Origin of the sequence: Amycolatopsis sp. NPDC024027 (assembly GCF_040638975.1) — a bacterium.
GTDB lineage: Bacteria > Actinomycetota > Actinomycetes > Mycobacteriales > Pseudonocardiaceae > Amycolatopsis.
Map to the genome: position 1 here is coordinate 885,823 of NZ_JBEZYY010000001.1, position 15,818 is coordinate 901,640.

Consider the following 15,818-nt stretch of genomic DNA (forward strand, 5'->3'; position numbering starts at 1 on the left):
AGCCTAATCCTGGCCTCATGCTGAAATCCGTGATCGACATCGTGGAAACCCTGGCCGCCGGCGTCCGCGCCCCGGAGCGGCCGCCCGCCACCTTCGAAGAACTCGCCTCGGTGTTCGGGGCGATCGACGACCCGCTGGCCGCGAGCCTCCGCGCCGCGCTCACCGGGATCCGGCCCGCAGCGGCGTGGGCGGACGAGTTCGACGACCTGCCCGGCGGTGAGGTCTGGGTGGTGGACGCCCTCGACGGCGCCGTCCAGCTCCTCCAGGGCCTGCCGCAGTACTGCCTCACCGTGACGCTGGTGCGCGACGGCGAACCGGAGCTCGCCGTGCTGCACTCGCCGTGGCTGAAGGAGACCTACGCGGCCCGGAGAGGCGAGGGCGCGCACCGGAACGGCACACCCGTGGAGACCTCACGGAAGAAGAGCCTGGACGCGGTCATCGCGGCGACCAGCCAACCGCCGTTCGTCGTGAAGCAGCCCGGGGTCGCGGAAGCGGCCGGGCGGTCGCTGACCGCGATGCTCGGACAGGTCGCTGCCGTGCGGAACCTCGGGCCGACGTCGTGGCAGGTCGCCGACGTCGCCGCCGGCCGGCTGGACCTGTTCTGGCAGTACGGCCGCGACGCGACCAACCTGGCCGGCGCCGCCCTGATCGCCCGCGAGGCCGGCGCGGTGGTCACCACCGCCGACGGCGCCCCGTGGACGCCGTCGGCCGGCAGCTTCGTCGCGACCGCACCGGCCCTGCACGCGCTGGTGCTCGGCGCGCTGGCTCAGGCGGAGTAGCCCGGGATCGGGAACGGCGCCAGGAACTCGCGGATCTCCGCGGCGATCGTGTCCAGCACGGCTTCGTCCTCGGCGGCCGCCGCGGTGATCGTGCGGTCGATCCACGCCGCCACCTCGACCTGGTGCTCCGGCCGGAGGCCGCGGGTCGTGATCGCGGACGTGCCGAGCCGGATGCCGGACGGGTCGAACGGCTTGCGCGGGTCGAACGGCACCGTGTTGTAGTTCAGCTCGATGCCCGCGCGGTCGAGGGCCTGCGCGGCCGGCTTGCCCGCGACCCCCTTGTTCGTCAGGTCGATCAGCAGCAGGTGGTTGTCGGTGCCGCCGGACACGAGGTCGTAACCGCAGGCCAGCAGGGCGTCGGCCAGCGCGCGGGCGTTCGCGACGATCCGGTGCGCGTACTCGCTGAACGACGGCTGCTGCGCCTCGCCGAGCGCGACCGCGATCGCCGCGGTCGTGTGGTTGTGCGGGCCGCCCTGCAGCCCCGGGAACACCGCCTTGTCGACGGCCTTGGCGTGGTCGGCGTCGGACAGGATCATCGCGCCGCGCGGGCCGCGCAGGGTCTTGTGGGTGGTCGTCGTGATCACCTGCGCGTGCCCGACCGGCGACGGGTGCGCACCGCCGGCGACCAGGCCGGCGATGTGCGCGATGTCGGCGACGAGCACCGCGTCCACCTCGGCGGCGATCTCGGCGAACGCCGGGAAGTCGATCGTGCGCGGGATCGCCGTCCCGCCGGCGAAGATCAGCTTCGGCCGGTGCTGCCGGGCGAGGTCGCGCACCTGGTCGAGGTCGACGCGGCCGGTCTCCTTCGCGACGCCGTAGCGCACCGGCGTGAACCACTTGCCGGTGGCGGACACGCTCCAGCCGTGCGTGAGGTGGCCGCCGTCGGGCAGCGCCATGCCGAGCACGGTGTCGCCCGGCTGCGCGAAGGCCAGGTACACGGCCAGGTTGGCCGGAGAACCGGAGTACGGCTGGACGTTCGCGTGGTCGGCGCCGAACACGGCCTTCGCCCGCTCGATGGCGAGCTGCTCGACCTGGTCGATGAACTGCTGGCCCTCGTAGTACCGCTTGCCCGCGTAGCCCTCGGAGTACTTGTTGGTGAGCACGGTCCCGGTGGCTTCGAGCACGGCCTGCGAGACGTAGTTCTCCGACGCGATCAGGCGGATCTTGTCGTGCTGCCGCTGGGCTTCGTCCTCGACGAGCCCGGCGATGGCGGGATCGGCGGCGGCCAGTGCGGTCAGTTTCGGCTGGTGTGTCATGGCGTACTCCGGCTCTGGAGTGGCCTTCACCCAGGCGCGCGGTGCCGGCCTCGTCGTCGCTTCCCGGTGGTGCTCCACCTCGATGGCGCCAGTCGCTGCTGCGGGGAAGAGCGTAGTCCACTCCGCTCGCGGACCGGTTCACCCGACGTTCAGGGCACGACCACGATCCCCATCGAACGGGCCGTGCCCGCGATCGTGCGCATCGCCGCCTCGACGTCGGCGGTGTTCAGGTCGGGCAGCTTGCGCTCGGCGATCTCGCGCAGCTGAGCCTCCGTCAGCTTGCCCGCGACCTCGTGCCCGGGCCGCGAAGAACCCTTGTCCCCCAACGCTTTCTTGATGAGGAACGACGTCGGGGGCGTCTTGAGCCGGAGCGCGAACGAGCGGTCCTCGAACACCGAGACGACCACCGGCACGATGTCGCCGCGCTGGGCCGCCGTCGCCGCGTCGTAAGTCTTCTTGATCTCGACGAGGTTGACCCCGGTCTGCCCCAGCATCTTGCCGAGGTCGACGACCGGGGCGTTGCCCGCGGCGAGTTCCAGGGTGACCTGGTGGGTGAGTTTCTTCTTCGGAGCCATGCCCCGAAGCTAGAGTCTCCAGTCACTGGAGGGTCAAACCGGTTTTGTTCCCGCCCGGTGCCGGCGCGCCAGCTCCTGGTAGATCGCCGCGTTGTGCTCGACCCACATCCGCGCCGAGTCGGTCAGGGGGACGAACTTCTTCGCCGGGCTGCCCATCGCGATCACCTCCGGCGGCACCTCCGTCGCCGGCGTGACGGTCGCCCCGGCCGCGACCAGCGCCCGCGCGCCGATCTTCGCCTTGTCGAGCACGGTCGAGCCGTTGCCGATCAGCGCCTGCTCCTCGATCGTGCAGTCGTGCACGAGGCACTGGTGGCCCACGGTGACGTTCTTGCCCACTTCGCAGACGCCGTCGTTGACGTGGATCACCGAGTTGTCCTGGATGTTGGCGCCCTCGCGGATGACGATCCGGCCGAAGTCGGCCCGGATCACCACGCCGTACCAGATCGAGGCGTCCTTCTCGACGACGACGTCGCCGATGAGCGTGGCGGTGGGTGCGATCCAGGCGTCCGGGTGGACTTGCGGGCTGAGCCCTTCGAACGAGAACAGAGGCATGCCCGCACCCTAAACCGCGCAGGCCTCCTTCCCCGGCTCAGCGGAGAAGGAGGCCGTTCGCGAGCCGCGCCCGGACTGCTGGGGGTCAGCCGGTGATCGCGGCGTTGATCAGGATGTCCACGGCCTGGTCGTTGCGCGTGGTCTGCGGGACGATCTGGGTGTCGCGCGGGTAGAAGCCCGGGCTGCTGCCCTTCGGGTACATCTCGAAGGTGAAACTCCAGATCTTGTGCGTCGCCCACATCCAGTCGTTGACGCTGCCGTCGGTGATGTAGAGGTCACTGGACTGCTCCGGCGTGTAGCCGTTGGTCGCGGCCATCTGCTTCCCGAGCGTCTGGAACTTCTGCGCCTCGGCCGCGGTCAGGCCGGGCGCGGTGTCGGCGTAGGTGTAGCCGAACGGCCAGAGCACCAGCTCGGAGTAGGTGTGGAAGTCGATGTGCGTCTTGATCTGCTGCACGCCGCCGACCACGCGCGAGTTCACCCAGTTCGAGACGGCCCGGGTCTCGGGCGCGGAGAACGCCGCCGTGCCGCGGTAGGTCTCGCTGGACGTCGAGCCCGACGAACCGCCGCAGCAGCCCCACTTGTAGCCCCAGTTGCGGTTGGTGTCGGTGCCGGGGCCCTGGCGGTTCTTGCGCCAGCTGTGGAACGTGCCGCCGGAGATGTCGTACTCGGAGCCGTCCGGGTTGACGCTCGGGATGACCCAGATTTCGGTGCTGTCGACGAGCCGCTTGATCGCGGGGTCCGTCGCGTACCCGCTGGTCAGCCGCTGGACGATGTGCAGGCACATCTCCGTGGTGAGGTGCTCGCGCGCGTGCTGGTTGCAGGTGAAGAGCACCTCGGGCTCGTTCTCGTCGGTGGCGGCGTTGTCGCTGATCTTGATCAGCGAGATAGCGCGGCCTTCGTACGAGGTGCCGGCGCTGCCCAGCTTGGTGAGCGCCGGGTAGTTGGCGACGGCCTTCTGCAGCTCGGTCTGCGTCTCCGCGTACGTGTGGTAGCCGGTGTAGCCCGCCGGGAAGTCCTCGACGGTGGCGGTGCCCTGCGGCCGGTTCACCTTGCCGAGCGTCTTGACTCCGAAGCCCAGCGCGCGCAGCTGGGCCGCTTCGCCGGGGTTGGCGATGACCGTGGTCGTGGCGCCGTCGGCGTCGAGGATGTCGGCGCCGGTCCGGGCGACCTCGGTGCGTTGCTGGGCGGTGGCGGCGCCGCTCACCTCGTACACCTGCGGTCCGCCGGGCTGGGCGGCACCGGCCTGGCCGCCGGTGGTGAGCACCAAGAGGACGGCCGCGGCCGCTGCCATGCACGTTCGTGTGCGCATCACGTCTCCTGCTCTCGGGGGTTCCTCGACCTTGGCGGGAGCCGGACGTAGCGCGCAATCCGGAGCAGTACGGATCTATTGGCGGTTTCTACCCGTAGTTCGCGAAGCAGAGCGCCTCGATGTCGGCACGCAGCGTGGCGAACGGCCGCGGGCGCACGCGCTGCTGGACGACCGTGCCCAGCAGGTACGACAGCAGCGCACGGGCCCGGGCCCGCGGGTCGTCGACGTCGAGCGGGGCGAGGAGCTCGGCGAGCAGTTCGGTGAGCGACGTCAGCATGACGTCGATGGCCTGCGGGTGCTGCGCGCGGCCGGCGGCGATCCAATACTCGAACCAGAGGAAGGCGGCGTTCGGGTTCCCGGCGAAGACGCTCAGGTACTCCTCGAGGACGGCGAAGAGCCGCTCGCGGGGTTCGTCGTGCTTCGCGGCGACCTCGCGCAGGCCCGCGGCGAAGGCGGTGATGTGAGCGGCCATCGCCCGGTCGATGAGGACGTCGATGTCGGCGAAGTAGTAGTGGATCGCGCTCTTGGTGAGCGGGCCGGCGTCGGCGATGGCCCGGACGGTGCACCCGGCGAGCCCGTCGCGGGCGAGGACGACGCGGGCGGCCTCGACGATCTGTTCCTGCTTGGCCAGCTGGTTCGGCGAGAGCTGCTCGCTGCGGCCGGGGACTGCGCTCACGGTGATTCTCGTTACCTTCTTCCTGGACGCCGGACCCGAAATCCTAGGGCAGACGTCCTGTGAGCGGCTTTCGGGTGAAAAACCGGATTGGCCACCCCGGTCCGCGCGGCGGACAATGCCCGGCATGGTGATCTCAGGGGACAAGGGGCTCAGCCCGGCTGCGCGCAGCCAGCTGGAGAAGGAAATCGAGAACTTGCGCGCGCAGCGGGCAGCCCTCGCGCCGCAACCCGGCGAGCAGGAGCGCACCGGGGACGCGGCGGACCAGGCGGACGTGATCGACCGGGCGGAGGCCGCGGCCCGGCTGGACCGCCAGATCGCCGAGCTGGCGGCCAAGATGGAGCACGGCGGCTACGGCAACAGCCAGCTCCCGGACGGCACGGTCGTCACCCTGCGCTTCTCCGACGGAGACGAAGAGACGTTCCAGGTGGTGACGGTCCCGGGTGAGGACGCGGACGCGATCACCTCGGACAGCCCCCTCGGCCTGGCCCTGGTCGGCAGGAAGGCGGGCGACGAGATCACCTATCGAACGCCCCGTGGCGACGCCAAGGCGACGGTGGTGAAGGTGACCCCGCCGAAGTAACCCCAGTCCGTCCGAAGGGCCCCCGGCTTCTCGCCGGGGGCCCTTCGCCATCCCCGTACGGGTGATTTCCGAGCGCCCGGTCGTGATAGACAGGCGATATGCGGCTTTGGGGGGAGTTCCGGTGAACGACGACGTGTCCGAGAACCTCGTCGTCTTCCGCATCAAGGGCTTCGACGAGCCGGTGCTGGCCAGCGCCCCCACCCAGGCCGAGGACGCGGTCGAGCAGGCCTGGGCGAGCGTCCGGCAGCAGCACAAGGTGCGCGCATCGGCGGTTTCGGCGGTGTACAGCGAATGGCAGCCGTCCACGGCGGACCAGAAGTTCATGGCCAGGCACTTCCGCAAGGCCGAGTGCACGTACAGCTTCCCCCGCCCGGCGGCCGGCGACTGGGAGCGCGCATTCGCCGAAGCCCGCGCGGCGATGGCCGAGGAGGTGCTCCCGGTGTTGTGGAGCACATCGTCACCCCGCGCCGGCTTGCTCGACACACTGCCGCACCAGCCGCTGGTCCCCGGCCGGTTGTCGGTGGCTTTCGCGGTGGTGGGCCGAACTTCGCGCGGCACCATCGGGATGCACCACATCACCCGGCACCAGCACGAGGAGATGGGCGCCCCCGACCTCGCCGGCGTCGCGTACCAGAGCCTGGCCCGCGGGCTTCGCTTCGAGGTGGGCCGTTCGGGTCCGGACGTGCTGGTGTCGGTCATCCGGGAGAACCTGCTGGCGGCGTCCGCGCTGGCCTTGCCCGATCTGTACTTCCAGCTGTCGCAGCAGTTCGGTGCGGACCACAACTTGATCGTCGGCCTCCCTTGCCCGGACGAGATGTACGTCGCGAGGGACGATTCCGCCTTGGCGGAGACGATCCGGGAGCAGGTATCGGGGTCCCCGTACGAGACGACGGAGCTGGTCCCCTCGGTGCTGCGCCTCGGCCCGGGAGGCTTGGAGCTGCTCGCCGAGCGCGGCTGAGCCACCCGGCGAGCGGGACGCCACCACCGTCCGTTCCCTGGTCAACAGCCACATCGCGCCCGCGATCGGCACCCGACCGCTGGTCAGCTCGAAGCCGACGACTGGCTGGCGGAGAAAGCCGAAGTGCTAGTGACCTCGACCTTGCGCAAACTCCGTTCGATCCTCCGCCGGGCGATCAACCGCGCTCAGGTGCGCAAGCGGGTCCGATACAACGTGGTCCTGCTGTGCGACGAACTGCCAGCCGGGAAGGGGACCGGGCGTCCGTCGAAGGCGCTGACGCTCGCCCAGGCCGAAGCGGTGCTCGCGGCGGCGGAGTCGTCGCCGAGGCGCGCCTACATCGTGGTGTCCCTGCTGACCGGCGCGCGGACCGAGGAGATTCGCCCGCTGACGTGGGACCACGTGGACCTGGTGGGCAAGCCGAACGCGACGCCGGCGATCCCGCCGAACGTCAAGGTGTGGCGTTCGGTCCGCGCCCGCGGCGAGACGAAGACGAGGAAGTCCCGCCGGACGCTGGCGCTGCCCGAACGGGCCGTCAAGGCACTGGAAGCGCACCGAGTGGCCCAGCAGGCGGTAAGGGCAGTTGGGGGCGACAACTGGCACGAACAGGGACTCGTGTTCGCAACCAACGTCGGAACCGAGCGGGACGTCAACAACGTCCGGCGAGACTTCCGCCGGGTAATCAAGGCGGCCGGGCTCAACCCGGCGGAGTGGACGCCCCGGGAGTTGCGGCACAGCTTCGTCTCGATCCTCTCGGACGGCGGGATGCCGATCGAGGAGATCTCGCGGCTGGTCGGGCACAGCAGCACGGCCGTGACGGAGCTGGTCTACCGGAAACAGATCCGGCCGGTGGTGGAGTCCGGGGCGACCGCAATGGACCGGCTATTCCCCCGTGATGAGTGAGCTGCGAAAAGTACTTCGTCCACCGACCAGGCGTCGTAGTCACCGCCACACAAGTCGGGCCCCGTCCGATGTGTCTTGCGGATGGGGCCCGACTCACGCAGCCACGTTAGGAACTCAGCACCCTCTAGGGCCTTATATTGGTATCCGTGGAGAGCGAGGGTGACGGATCGCCAGCCAGCCAATTTAGAAGATGACGCGACCGATTAAGCTCGCTGATGTGCGTGTCAGGACGCTCTTCCGTCGAACGACTAAGGACCTCGACGGCTTCAGCGATGGCCCTTAGCCCTTCCTCCCGCCGTCCGAAACTCTCCAAACAGATCGAAAGGTTGTTCAGACTTACGGCAAGATCGAGCAAGAAAGCATCCGGCCGATCCTTGGCCAGCCGACGGCGGATCTCTACGGCCTCAGCGGCGGCCTCCAACCCCTTCTCCCGACTCCCCCAACCCCACAAACAGGCCGAGAGGTTGTTCAGACTTATGGCGAGATTGGGCAAAAACACGTCCGGTCGATCTTTGGCTAGCCGACGATAGAACTCAACGGCTTCAGCGATAGCCGCCAACCCCTCTTCTCGCTGCCCCAAACCCGACAGACAGAAAGAGAGATTGATCAGACTGACGGCCAGGTCAGGCAAGAATGCATTTGGACGCTTCCCGGCCAGCCGACGGTAAATCTCCACGGCCTCGATGATAGCCGTCAAACCCTCATCCATCCGCCCTGATTCTCCAAGATTGGCCGAAAGGTTGATCAGGCTCGTGGCAAGGTCGGGCAAGAAAGCATCTGGACGATTCTCGGCCAGCCGACGGCGGATCTCAACGGTCTCGACGACAGCCGTCAACGCCTCCTCTTTACGTCCCAAATCCCTCATACAATTCGAGAGATTTAGTAGATTCATAGACAGGTTGGACAAGGACACCTCTGAGCTGCTCTCGGCCAGCCGACGGCCAATCTCGACAGCCTCAGAGATAGCGACCAATGCCTCCTCCCGGCGCCCTGACTCCCCACGATAAGCCGACAGGTTAGACAGACTCATGGCCAGGTCAGGCAAGAATGTATCTGAATACTCTCTGACCAACAGACGGTTTACTGCGACTACCGCGGTGATAGCCGCCAAACCCGCCTCCCACTGACCCAAAGCCCAACAACAGTTCGAAAGGTTGTTGAGGCATTTGACCCGTTCGAGTGCGAACGCACCCGCACCTTCCTTGACTAGGCGGCTATAGATCTTGACCGCCGCGATGACGGCCGCCATTCCCTCCTCTAACCGCCCTAGACCCTGCAAGCGGATTGAGAGGTTGTTAAGACTTTTAGCGAGGTCCGGACCGCCCTGGCTGGGATCCCTGGCGAAAGACCGACGATGACGGTCGACCAACGCTTGGGCGATCTTTGCCGCGGCTTCTCTGTGCACCTGACTTTGCAAGGGGAACGCATCCTGCACAGCTTCGAGTAACGCCGTATTCGCGCACTCGGCGGTGGCAATCTGGTTGACAGCCCGGACTAGCGGCGCAGGCGCCTCGACCCGGGTTGCAACCTCGACCGCAGCTACTGCGAGTGTGTCGGCCTGCTCAACGCACCACCGTGTCACCCAGTCGCCGACCCCCTGGCCGAGCTGAGGATCCGCAGCCGCTCGCGTACACACGGTCAGCAATCGCGCAGCCTCCCCGGCGCTGACCTGAGGCGCCAGCTGATGCACGACGCACATGCCCTCGGACTGCAGGATTGAGCGACCGACCAGTCGCTCTACCAATCGGTCTGGCACTAGCCCTTCGAAGGTGCCGCCGTCACCGGCCGGATACATGCTCAGCAACCAGGTTCGAACCGCCTCCTGCCGATCTGTCGGCTGGTCGGCCAGCCTCGGTACGCGTGCCACCACCGCGCCGAGGTCCTCGGCGGTTGCCGGCCCGAGCACCGCGGTCGCGATCACGACATCGGTCAACGCCGCCAGCGTTAGCCCTGGCAGCAGTCCTTGGGCGATACCCGTGGATTTCCAATACCCGCGTTCATGTGCCAGCACGCGATCCTCAGGCCCCGGCAAGTCCGGCGTCACGTCGGCGTCGCCTGTGCTTGTGGCGGGAGTCACCGCGTCCAGCAGATCGGCCAGCGCACTCATCTGCACGCCCAGCACCGTCGAAGCGAGATCGGTTGGTTCTGGTAACGCTGCGACGATCTCAACCCACGGTCGGTCGGACAAACCCTGCACCGCATGCAGCGACGTCGCGAATGCGGAAACCGCCGCCCGGTAGGTCGCGTTTCGGGCCTGCGGTGTCGCATCCAGAGCCGGCAGCGACCGGCATCGGACTAGATCTGCGAGATCGCGCACGCTGTCACCGCCGGTCGCGACCAGTTCGTCCCACCACACGCCCGCGGTCCTGGCTAATAACAGCACCTTCACCGCCACGATCGAATCGCGTCGGGCCAGCATGGCGAACAGGGTGATGAGCTGGTCGGCGCGGCTTTCCGCGTAGTCGACCACGACCAGTGTTGACGACGACACAGCCGCCAGGACGCCCATACCCGCGGCATCCGCCGCAGGGTCCAGCCAGACGATCGCCCAAGCTTGCTTCTCGTGCTGCAACCGGGTGGCGAGTTCCTGCGCCACCCGGGTCTTGCCCTGACCGCCCGGCCCATGCAGCAACCACACTGCTACGCCTGGTTGCGCCACCCAGGTTTCCAGTTCGGCTAGGAGGTCATCTCGCCCGCGGAACGGCACCACCGCGCGGTGCGCCGTCAGCAACGCCGCAGGCGAGCAGATCGGCGCTCCTGGAGTTACGTGACTTCGGGAGTCGAACAAGGACTGAAGTTCGATCGCCTCACACCGCAGCGCGTCCTCGCCCACATACTCGGCCAGCACTTCTGCGAATGCTGTGTCGTTGAGTAGGACGTAGGCCGGCACCGCGTTCAAAGCCGCATGCTGCCGTCCGGCGGGGTCGAGTGCGACCACGCCGGCGAGTAGATCGCCGCAGAACACCGCCGCACCGGACATGCCAGCCCACGGCGAATCACCCTCGGGCGGGAATGAGTCCAGGTTCAGCTCATACAGGTCGGCGACAAGCCTGCTGCCAGGGTTGAGCGTGCCTGTTACCTGGCCGGTGTCAGGTGCACGGCCTTCGCGTTGCACGATCTGCGGTAAGCCCCACGTCTGGCAGGCGATACCTGGCTGGTGTGTGACGGTGCGTCCCCACGCCAACGGGGCGTCGGGCAAGGGCGGCCACGTCGGGTCGTCGATGAGCACGAGTGCGGCGTCATTGCGGCCCTCCGGAGTCCCGCACCACACCGGGCGGGCCGTGAAGTTGCCAGGACTGCCGGGCCGGAACACTTTCGACGACGCCTGTGTGTTAGTGACGACGTGCGCCGAGGTCAGCACGAGCCGCGGGGCGATGGCATAGCCCGATCCTCGGCCCCCGGGTCCGTTCACGGCTACAACCCGCTCCCGCTCCACTGCGAGCGTCCCTCCCTCTGATCGGCGCGCGTTACCGGCCGATGTGTCCGGTCACGTCGCCGGGTCCGTCCCCGTCGAGGGCTTTGTTCGACACGATCATGTCTCCGCCGCCTGGTGCGCGCGGAGTCAACGTCACGGTGACCTTGTGCTTGGTCGTGCGGGAGGCGCCGGCTTCAGCGTCAGCTGACACCACCCACGCCTTGAACCCGGTCTTGGCCTTGGCGTCCATTTTCAGTTCGACAGCAAATTCAAGCTCGATCGGCCCCACCGCGAACTCGACCTCAGCGGTCGTTGCGCGGTCGGCGGCGTCCAGCAGCTCATCCCGCAGGGTAGCGACGGCGTCGCCCAACTCAATGTTCATGACCACAGAGTCGCTCAACCGCGTCAGCGTGCTACGCCCAGCCTGGTGCCGGACGCGATCGACAAGTTCCCCGCGAGGGGTGAACTCGCGGAACTTTCTCCGCTCAGCGACCGAGCGTCTATGTCACTCACTTTGTCACTCACCAGACGAGTCAGGCCCCACCCGAGGTGTCTCGGATGAGGCCTGACCTGCGGAGCCGCCTAGGGGAATCGAACCCCTGACCTATTCATTACGAGCGGAATTCGTCACTTCTTGACCATGACTTCCAGGCTCTGACCTGCACGTTCAGAGTCTCTGAGCGTCTGTGGACGTCCGCTGCTTGCCACCCCGATTGACGCTCACTTCGACACTCAGCAACGGTTACTCTGAGGCGAGCGATCGCGCAAACTGCCCCCTTGACGGGCTCGATAGCTGTGTCTCGGACAGCAGTTGCGCGAGGTCGCCGATCGGCGGTTCGATGCCGTCGAGGTCGGTGCTCAGTAGAGCGTCGCGGATGGCGGGGTCTGCCCTGCGCGTCGCGACCCCTGCCATCAGCGGCAGCTCACCATCAACCAGGTGCAGCGCCCGCCCCACAAACGGACTAACCGCCCGTGCTTCCAACGCGGGCGAGGCGACTGGACGGCCGCGCAGCCAACGCCACAACCAGGGCACACCGAGAGCCGAGCAACTGCGATTCCCCGCAGGTCCGAGAGCTCCCAGAGGACGCGAATACCGGGCGCGGGGCGACAGTCGAGCGCGGAGCCTGATGGACGGGCAAGTCACCCCTCAGAGGCGCCAACCGTAGCCAGACTGGGTGACGCGAAAGCACCGCAGAAAGATCACTACTGCGACGTTCGAGTGGAAGTCGACGCGATCTGGTTCATACCAGTAACGGGCCAGGCGCTATGAGCGTTCGGCTTACCGTCGACTATCGAACGGAGGGACGTGCGGAAAAACGATCATGAACGCAACGCTCCTTTCGCCCGTGTGCTGAGGCATCGAGACTTCGGCCGGTCGCTTGCCGCACCTGACGGTGGCGCCGACGTCTCGCCCCTCAAGATGTCGCCGATCATGGATCAATGTAACAAACGAAGCCCTTCATGTAACAATCTGATAACTATCATTCCCATGAAACTCAAGCGCAACCCTAAATATGGCGATGTGAGCGGCGACACATGTACGATGATTTTGGATCATATAGGACAAGCGTTCTGTATGGACAGGGAAGGCAGTTGGACGATGCGGATGTGGACAGCATGAGCGCTGAGCACGAGGAGTTCGCGCGTCCTCCCGTGTCGGAAGTCAATCTAACCTTTTGGTTTGAGACGATTTACACACTGTCAGCCCTACATCTGTCGACGCTTCGCAATGCCTGGGCCAACGAGTTGCCGCGAGTTGAGGAAAAAGCCCCCCTGGCACCTTGGAATCCGACGGATTCAATAACATTCGTCGACGATAAATGGCCGATGCCGGCATGTATTTTTGCATCCAAAGAGCGCGAGAAGCAGATACTGATCCAAGCCGATCGATTTGGCCTCACATGGTACTTTACGCCGAACAACCGGTACCCGGGTTTTGCCGAGCTAAGCCAAGACTTCAAGAGACGGTTCGAGGAATTCACTGAAGCCTTGCGCGAATCAGGAAATGAAGATCCTACCTTGGTGCGCGCAACTATCGAGTACGAGAATTACCTCGACCTATTCGATTCAAACATCGTTTCGCGTCGGGTTGTCGCAGGAGAGAAGATCACCGAGGCCGACCAAGATGTGGTCACGGAAGGCACGACCGCTGTCAGAAAACACGTCTGCCCAACGGAAAAAAACTCAAACATCACCCTTCTCGTTGGTGTGGATTCGACAAGGCGAGGCGAGGGAATCAGCTTCGCCGCTAGCGCCCTTGACACCGCAGACAAAAACAATGATGGAAAAGTGCCAGCCACACTCCTAACTATCAGCGGGCGAGCAGATCTCTCGAAAGGCGATGACCCAGCCGAGCGGTTGCAGCAAGCACACGACGAGCTATATACGCTCTTTACCCAGCTGTTCGATGATTCCTTGAAGTCTTCCTGGGGGGAAAGATGACGGTGCAAGGTCTCGGAATCGTGTTGCCTGCCGCCGCACGGGATGCTACGGCGGCTTTTTGGGACGATCACAAGCACTTTCGCACCGCCGTCGCAGCAGTTCGCATGCGAAAGCATCGATACACTTCACTTGCTCAGCCAGAGGGAAGCCGGCACATCGACCCGAAAGCGGGACCCGACGAACCCCTCCGAGCCAAGTTTCGGGGCCCTGGTAGGCACTCGATTTGGGAACACATCGAGTCAAAGGTTTCGCAGATTCTCCATAAATCACGAGTTCACGAGCTTGATGACGACTTTTCAGTCGATCGAGATGTGCTAACTCGACTGATGCGGATCCTTTACGCCATCTGCGACTCTACATCCGTCTATCCTCATATTTCGCCCGACGGCGACGGTGGGGTGGCGGCAGTTTGGTATGCCGACGAGTTCTCTCTAGAGATCCTTGTCGATCGCGAAGATGATGCTTACGCGATCGTTAAAATTGGCAGTAACATGCTTTCAGTGGATCTCGATAATGGTGATACCACTGCACTACGCGCCATCCGAGGACACCTCGGCAGGCTGACGGCTCACGTGAAGGTCAAGAATCCGCAGTGGCGCGACCTAGTGAGGTAGCTACATGGCGGATGATAAGGCGAACTTCATCGAAGGCGATGAAGTTATCCTACGACGATGCCCAAATAAGGTTCCGGGTTTTCTGAATCCGTTCGACCTTGTTACCAAGCAACCAAAGATGGAGACTTATGCCGTTCGACTGCAGGACAACGAAGACGGTTTGTCTTGCTATCGCGAAGCCCTACTGGAGCGGAACGGTCAGTCTGCGGTGTCCGCCAGCAAGAAGCGGACTTGTTACGTCTTCTCATTCCTTGCGCGCGTAGTTCGCGAAGTGTCAGGCGTAAGTCAGCAGTGGGATGTCATACCGGACCCACTGGAAGACCAGGAGGACGAGGAGGAAACAATCGGCCATGCCCATGCACTAGTCACGCCGCACAGAGGTTTTCGTTATGCGGCCAGCGGGCAGGTCAAGAAAGATTTCACGAAAGTTCGGCACGCAATTATTGCGAATGCGCGTGCTGTCTACTGCCCCGTCGCATAGGACAGCAGTCTCCTGGCTCAAGGTAACCAGAAGGCGGAGCACCTTGAAGGGCTAGCCAATAACGCCATAATGGATTGCGAGCGCGGCAAACCCCGGTCCTCGACGCCGGGTTGCTCGGTCGACCAAGCGCTGCATGGTCGTTTTGCCGAGAGGCTGATATCGGACCCAGTCTGGCGCCAGATCGCGCGCCTCGGCAAGCCAGGCCAAGGCGTCTCGGTCGTGACGCAAGTCCGCTGCTGCGGCCGCGAGGAACAGTCGATGGCCGGCCTCCCAGAAGGCCGGGACGTCGCCAGTTGTGTCGGGTACGGCGGCCGCCAGGCGGAGGGCCTGTTCCGGATCGCCAGCCCGCGCGGCAAGTTCGACGTTCTGGAGTGCAGCAACCCGCGGACCGAAGATCGCGGCTTCCGAAGCCGTGTCTCCTCGGGAACGGATTGCAGCGGCGTGAGCGGCGGCGAGGAGGTCCTCGGCGCGACCGGCGCTGCCTGTTCGCAGGGCGGCGGTTGCGGCGTTAAACAGCAGGTTGCCGAAGACGCCGGCGCGTACTGGGTCGCGGTCGAGCATCCGCGGTTCGATCGCGGCCGCCGCCTGCGTAGCGACGCGCTCGGCGTCTTCCGCTCGGCCCTGGCGGACCAGCGTCCACGCGAGGTAGCGCAGCGAGATCGCAGCCTCGACCTCGGGAGCGTCCGAGGCGGCCGCGGCCTCAATCGCCCGAGCAGCGGAGGTGTACGCCAAGTCGTCGAAGCCGAGCCGGCCCGCGATGCCAGCGCCGAGCCGGTACGCGGTCGACAGGACGCGGTGTGCACCGGCGCGGTCTTCGTCGCGGGTGTCGCGAACGCCTCGGCGTGCATCAGCCAGGACGACTGGCAGAGCGTGCAACAGCTCGGTGTGTCGCCCGTCGACGTACGCCCGCCATGCCGCGTGTGCGCTGGCTGTGAGTTCCGGGAGCGGAAGCAGCTCGCGGGTGTCGGCCAGGTCCTCAAGACCGGGGATGGACGCGTCTGCGGTGATCGCCCGACGGAGCGGGGCAACGTCGACTTCGCGGGAGTGGGGTGCTGGCATCGTGCCAAGGAGGGCGTCGACTGGGACGCCGAGCGCGGCCGCCAGCTTTCGGAGGGTGGCGGGGCGGCTGGTCGTCCGAGTGCCCTGCTCGATACGCGCCACGGTGTCGACACCGACCGAGGCGGCCTCAGCGAGCCCTTCCTGCGAGAAGTCGCGGGCCTTGCGGATACGCGTCAGGTTCTCGGCGAGCGGGTTGTGAGCGGTCATCCGTCCTCCGACTGT

The 15,818-nt window shown here is 65.9% G+C and carries 16 protein-coding genes; 7 read left to right on the plus strand and 9 right to left on the minus strand.

All coding sequences use genetic code 11. From position 1 onward, the window contains the following. Positions 1 to 17 precede the first annotated feature (17 nt). Positions 18 to 779 carry an inositol monophosphatase family protein gene (locus AB0F52_RS04310; protein WP_360164385.1) on the plus strand — a complete coding sequence of 254 codons (762 nt, stop codon included), beginning with the start codon at positions 18 to 20 and terminating at the stop codon, positions 777 to 779. Here AB0F52_RS04310 and glyA read toward each other — a convergent pair. The 5 genes from glyA to AB0F52_RS04335 all read right to left on the minus strand — a co-directional run bounded on the left by glyA (position 767) and on the right by AB0F52_RS04335 (position 5,147). Continuing rightward, positions 767 to 2,035, minus strand: a complete 1,269-nt coding sequence (gene glyA, locus AB0F52_RS04315) for a serine hydroxymethyltransferase (protein ID WP_360164387.1) — start codon at positions 2,033 to 2,035, stop codon at positions 767 to 769. The two genes, AB0F52_RS04310 and glyA, sit on opposite strands and share 13 nt — an antisense overlap. Before the next feature lie 149 nt (positions 2,036 to 2,184). Then, on the minus strand, positions 2,185 to 2,610 hold the full coding sequence (gene rplK / locus AB0F52_RS04320) for a 50S ribosomal protein L11 (RefSeq protein WP_360164389.1): 426 nt from the start codon (positions 2,608 to 2,610) through the stop codon (positions 2,185 to 2,187). Positions 2,611 to 2,643: 33 nt separating this feature from the next. After that, the gene (locus AB0F52_RS04325; protein ID WP_103340672.1) at positions 2,644 to 3,162 is read right to left on the minus strand and encodes a gamma carbonic anhydrase family protein; all 519 of its coding nucleotides are present in this window, start codon (positions 3,160 to 3,162) and stop codon (positions 2,644 to 2,646) included. Positions 3,163 to 3,247: 85 nt separating this feature from the next. Then, on the minus strand, positions 3,248 to 4,453 hold the full coding sequence (locus AB0F52_RS04330) for a M14 family metallopeptidase (protein WP_360164613.1): 1,206 nt from the start codon (positions 4,451 to 4,453) through the stop codon (positions 3,248 to 3,250). A gap of 106 nt (positions 4,454 to 4,559) precedes the next feature. Then, positions 4,560 to 5,147: a TetR family transcriptional regulator gene (locus AB0F52_RS04335; protein ID WP_360164391.1), complete on the minus strand. Its 588-nt coding sequence runs from the start codon at positions 5,145 to 5,147 to the stop codon at positions 4,560 to 4,562. A 124-nt stretch (positions 5,148 to 5,271) separates the two neighbouring features. Between AB0F52_RS04335 and AB0F52_RS04340 the strand changes: the two genes are divergently transcribed. The 3 genes from AB0F52_RS04340 (at position 5,272) to AB0F52_RS04350 (ending at position 7,585) form a co-directional block, all read left to right on the plus strand. Further along, a complete protein-coding gene (locus AB0F52_RS04340) occupies positions 5,272 to 5,727 on the plus strand; it encodes a GreA/GreB family elongation factor (protein WP_360164393.1) in 456 nt (151 codons plus the stop codon). Positions 5,728 to 5,848: 121 nt separating this feature from the next. After that, positions 5,849 to 6,685, plus strand: a complete 837-nt coding sequence (locus tag AB0F52_RS04345) for a hypothetical protein (protein WP_360164395.1) — start codon at positions 5,849 to 5,851, stop codon at positions 6,683 to 6,685. Positions 6,686 to 6,814: 129 nt separating this feature from the next. Beyond that, positions 6,815 to 7,585 carry a site-specific integrase gene (locus AB0F52_RS04350; RefSeq protein ID WP_360164397.1) on the plus strand — a complete coding sequence of 257 codons (771 nt, stop codon included), beginning with the start codon at positions 6,815 to 6,817 and terminating at the stop codon, positions 7,583 to 7,585. A 124-nt stretch (positions 7,586 to 7,709) separates the two neighbouring features. Here the strand turns inward: AB0F52_RS04350 and AB0F52_RS04355 are convergent, their stop codons facing one another. The 3 genes from AB0F52_RS04355 to AB0F52_RS04365 all read right to left on the minus strand — a co-directional run bounded on the left by AB0F52_RS04355 (position 7,710) and on the right by AB0F52_RS04365 (position 11,955). Continuing rightward, positions 7,710 to 11,021 (minus strand): tetratricopeptide repeat protein, encoded by a 3,312-nt coding sequence (locus AB0F52_RS04355; RefSeq protein WP_360164399.1) that lies wholly within the window; start codon positions 11,019 to 11,021, stop codon positions 7,710 to 7,712. A 31-nt stretch (positions 11,022 to 11,052) separates the two neighbouring features. Continuing rightward, on the minus strand, positions 11,053 to 11,382 hold the full coding sequence (locus AB0F52_RS04360; protein ID WP_360164401.1) for a trypco2 family protein: 330 nt from the start codon (positions 11,380 to 11,382) through the stop codon (positions 11,053 to 11,055). 360 nt (positions 11,383 to 11,742) lie between these two features. Then, the gene (locus AB0F52_RS04365) at positions 11,743 to 11,955 is read right to left on the minus strand and encodes a hypothetical protein (protein ID WP_360164403.1); all 213 of its coding nucleotides are present in this window, start codon (positions 11,953 to 11,955) and stop codon (positions 11,743 to 11,745) included. A gap of 638 nt (positions 11,956 to 12,593) precedes the next feature. On the opposite strand from AB0F52_RS04365, the gene AB0F52_RS04370 reads away from it, so the two are divergent. The 3 genes from AB0F52_RS04370 (at position 12,594) to AB0F52_RS04380 (ending at position 14,537) form a co-directional block, all read left to right on the plus strand. Beyond that, on the plus strand, positions 12,594 to 13,442 hold the full coding sequence (locus AB0F52_RS04370) for a hypothetical protein (RefSeq protein WP_360164405.1): 849 nt from the start codon (positions 12,594 to 12,596) through the stop codon (positions 13,440 to 13,442). A 326-nt stretch (positions 13,443 to 13,768) separates the two neighbouring features. Further along, positions 13,769 to 14,056 (plus strand): hypothetical protein, encoded by a 288-nt coding sequence (locus AB0F52_RS04375; RefSeq protein WP_360164407.1) that lies wholly within the window; start codon positions 13,769 to 13,771, stop codon positions 14,054 to 14,056. Between the two features lie 4 nt (positions 14,057 to 14,060). Next, entirely contained in the window at positions 14,061 to 14,537 is a 477-nt protein-coding gene (locus AB0F52_RS04380) for a hypothetical protein (RefSeq protein ID WP_360164409.1), read from the plus strand. A 51-nt stretch (positions 14,538 to 14,588) separates the two neighbouring features. On the opposite strand, the gene AB0F52_RS04385 is transcribed toward AB0F52_RS04380, so the two are convergent. Then, positions 14,589 to 15,803, minus strand: a complete 1,215-nt coding sequence (locus tag AB0F52_RS04385; RefSeq protein WP_360164411.1) for a helix-turn-helix domain-containing protein — start codon at positions 15,801 to 15,803, stop codon at positions 14,589 to 14,591. Positions 15,804 to 15,818: the final 15 nt, after the last annotated feature.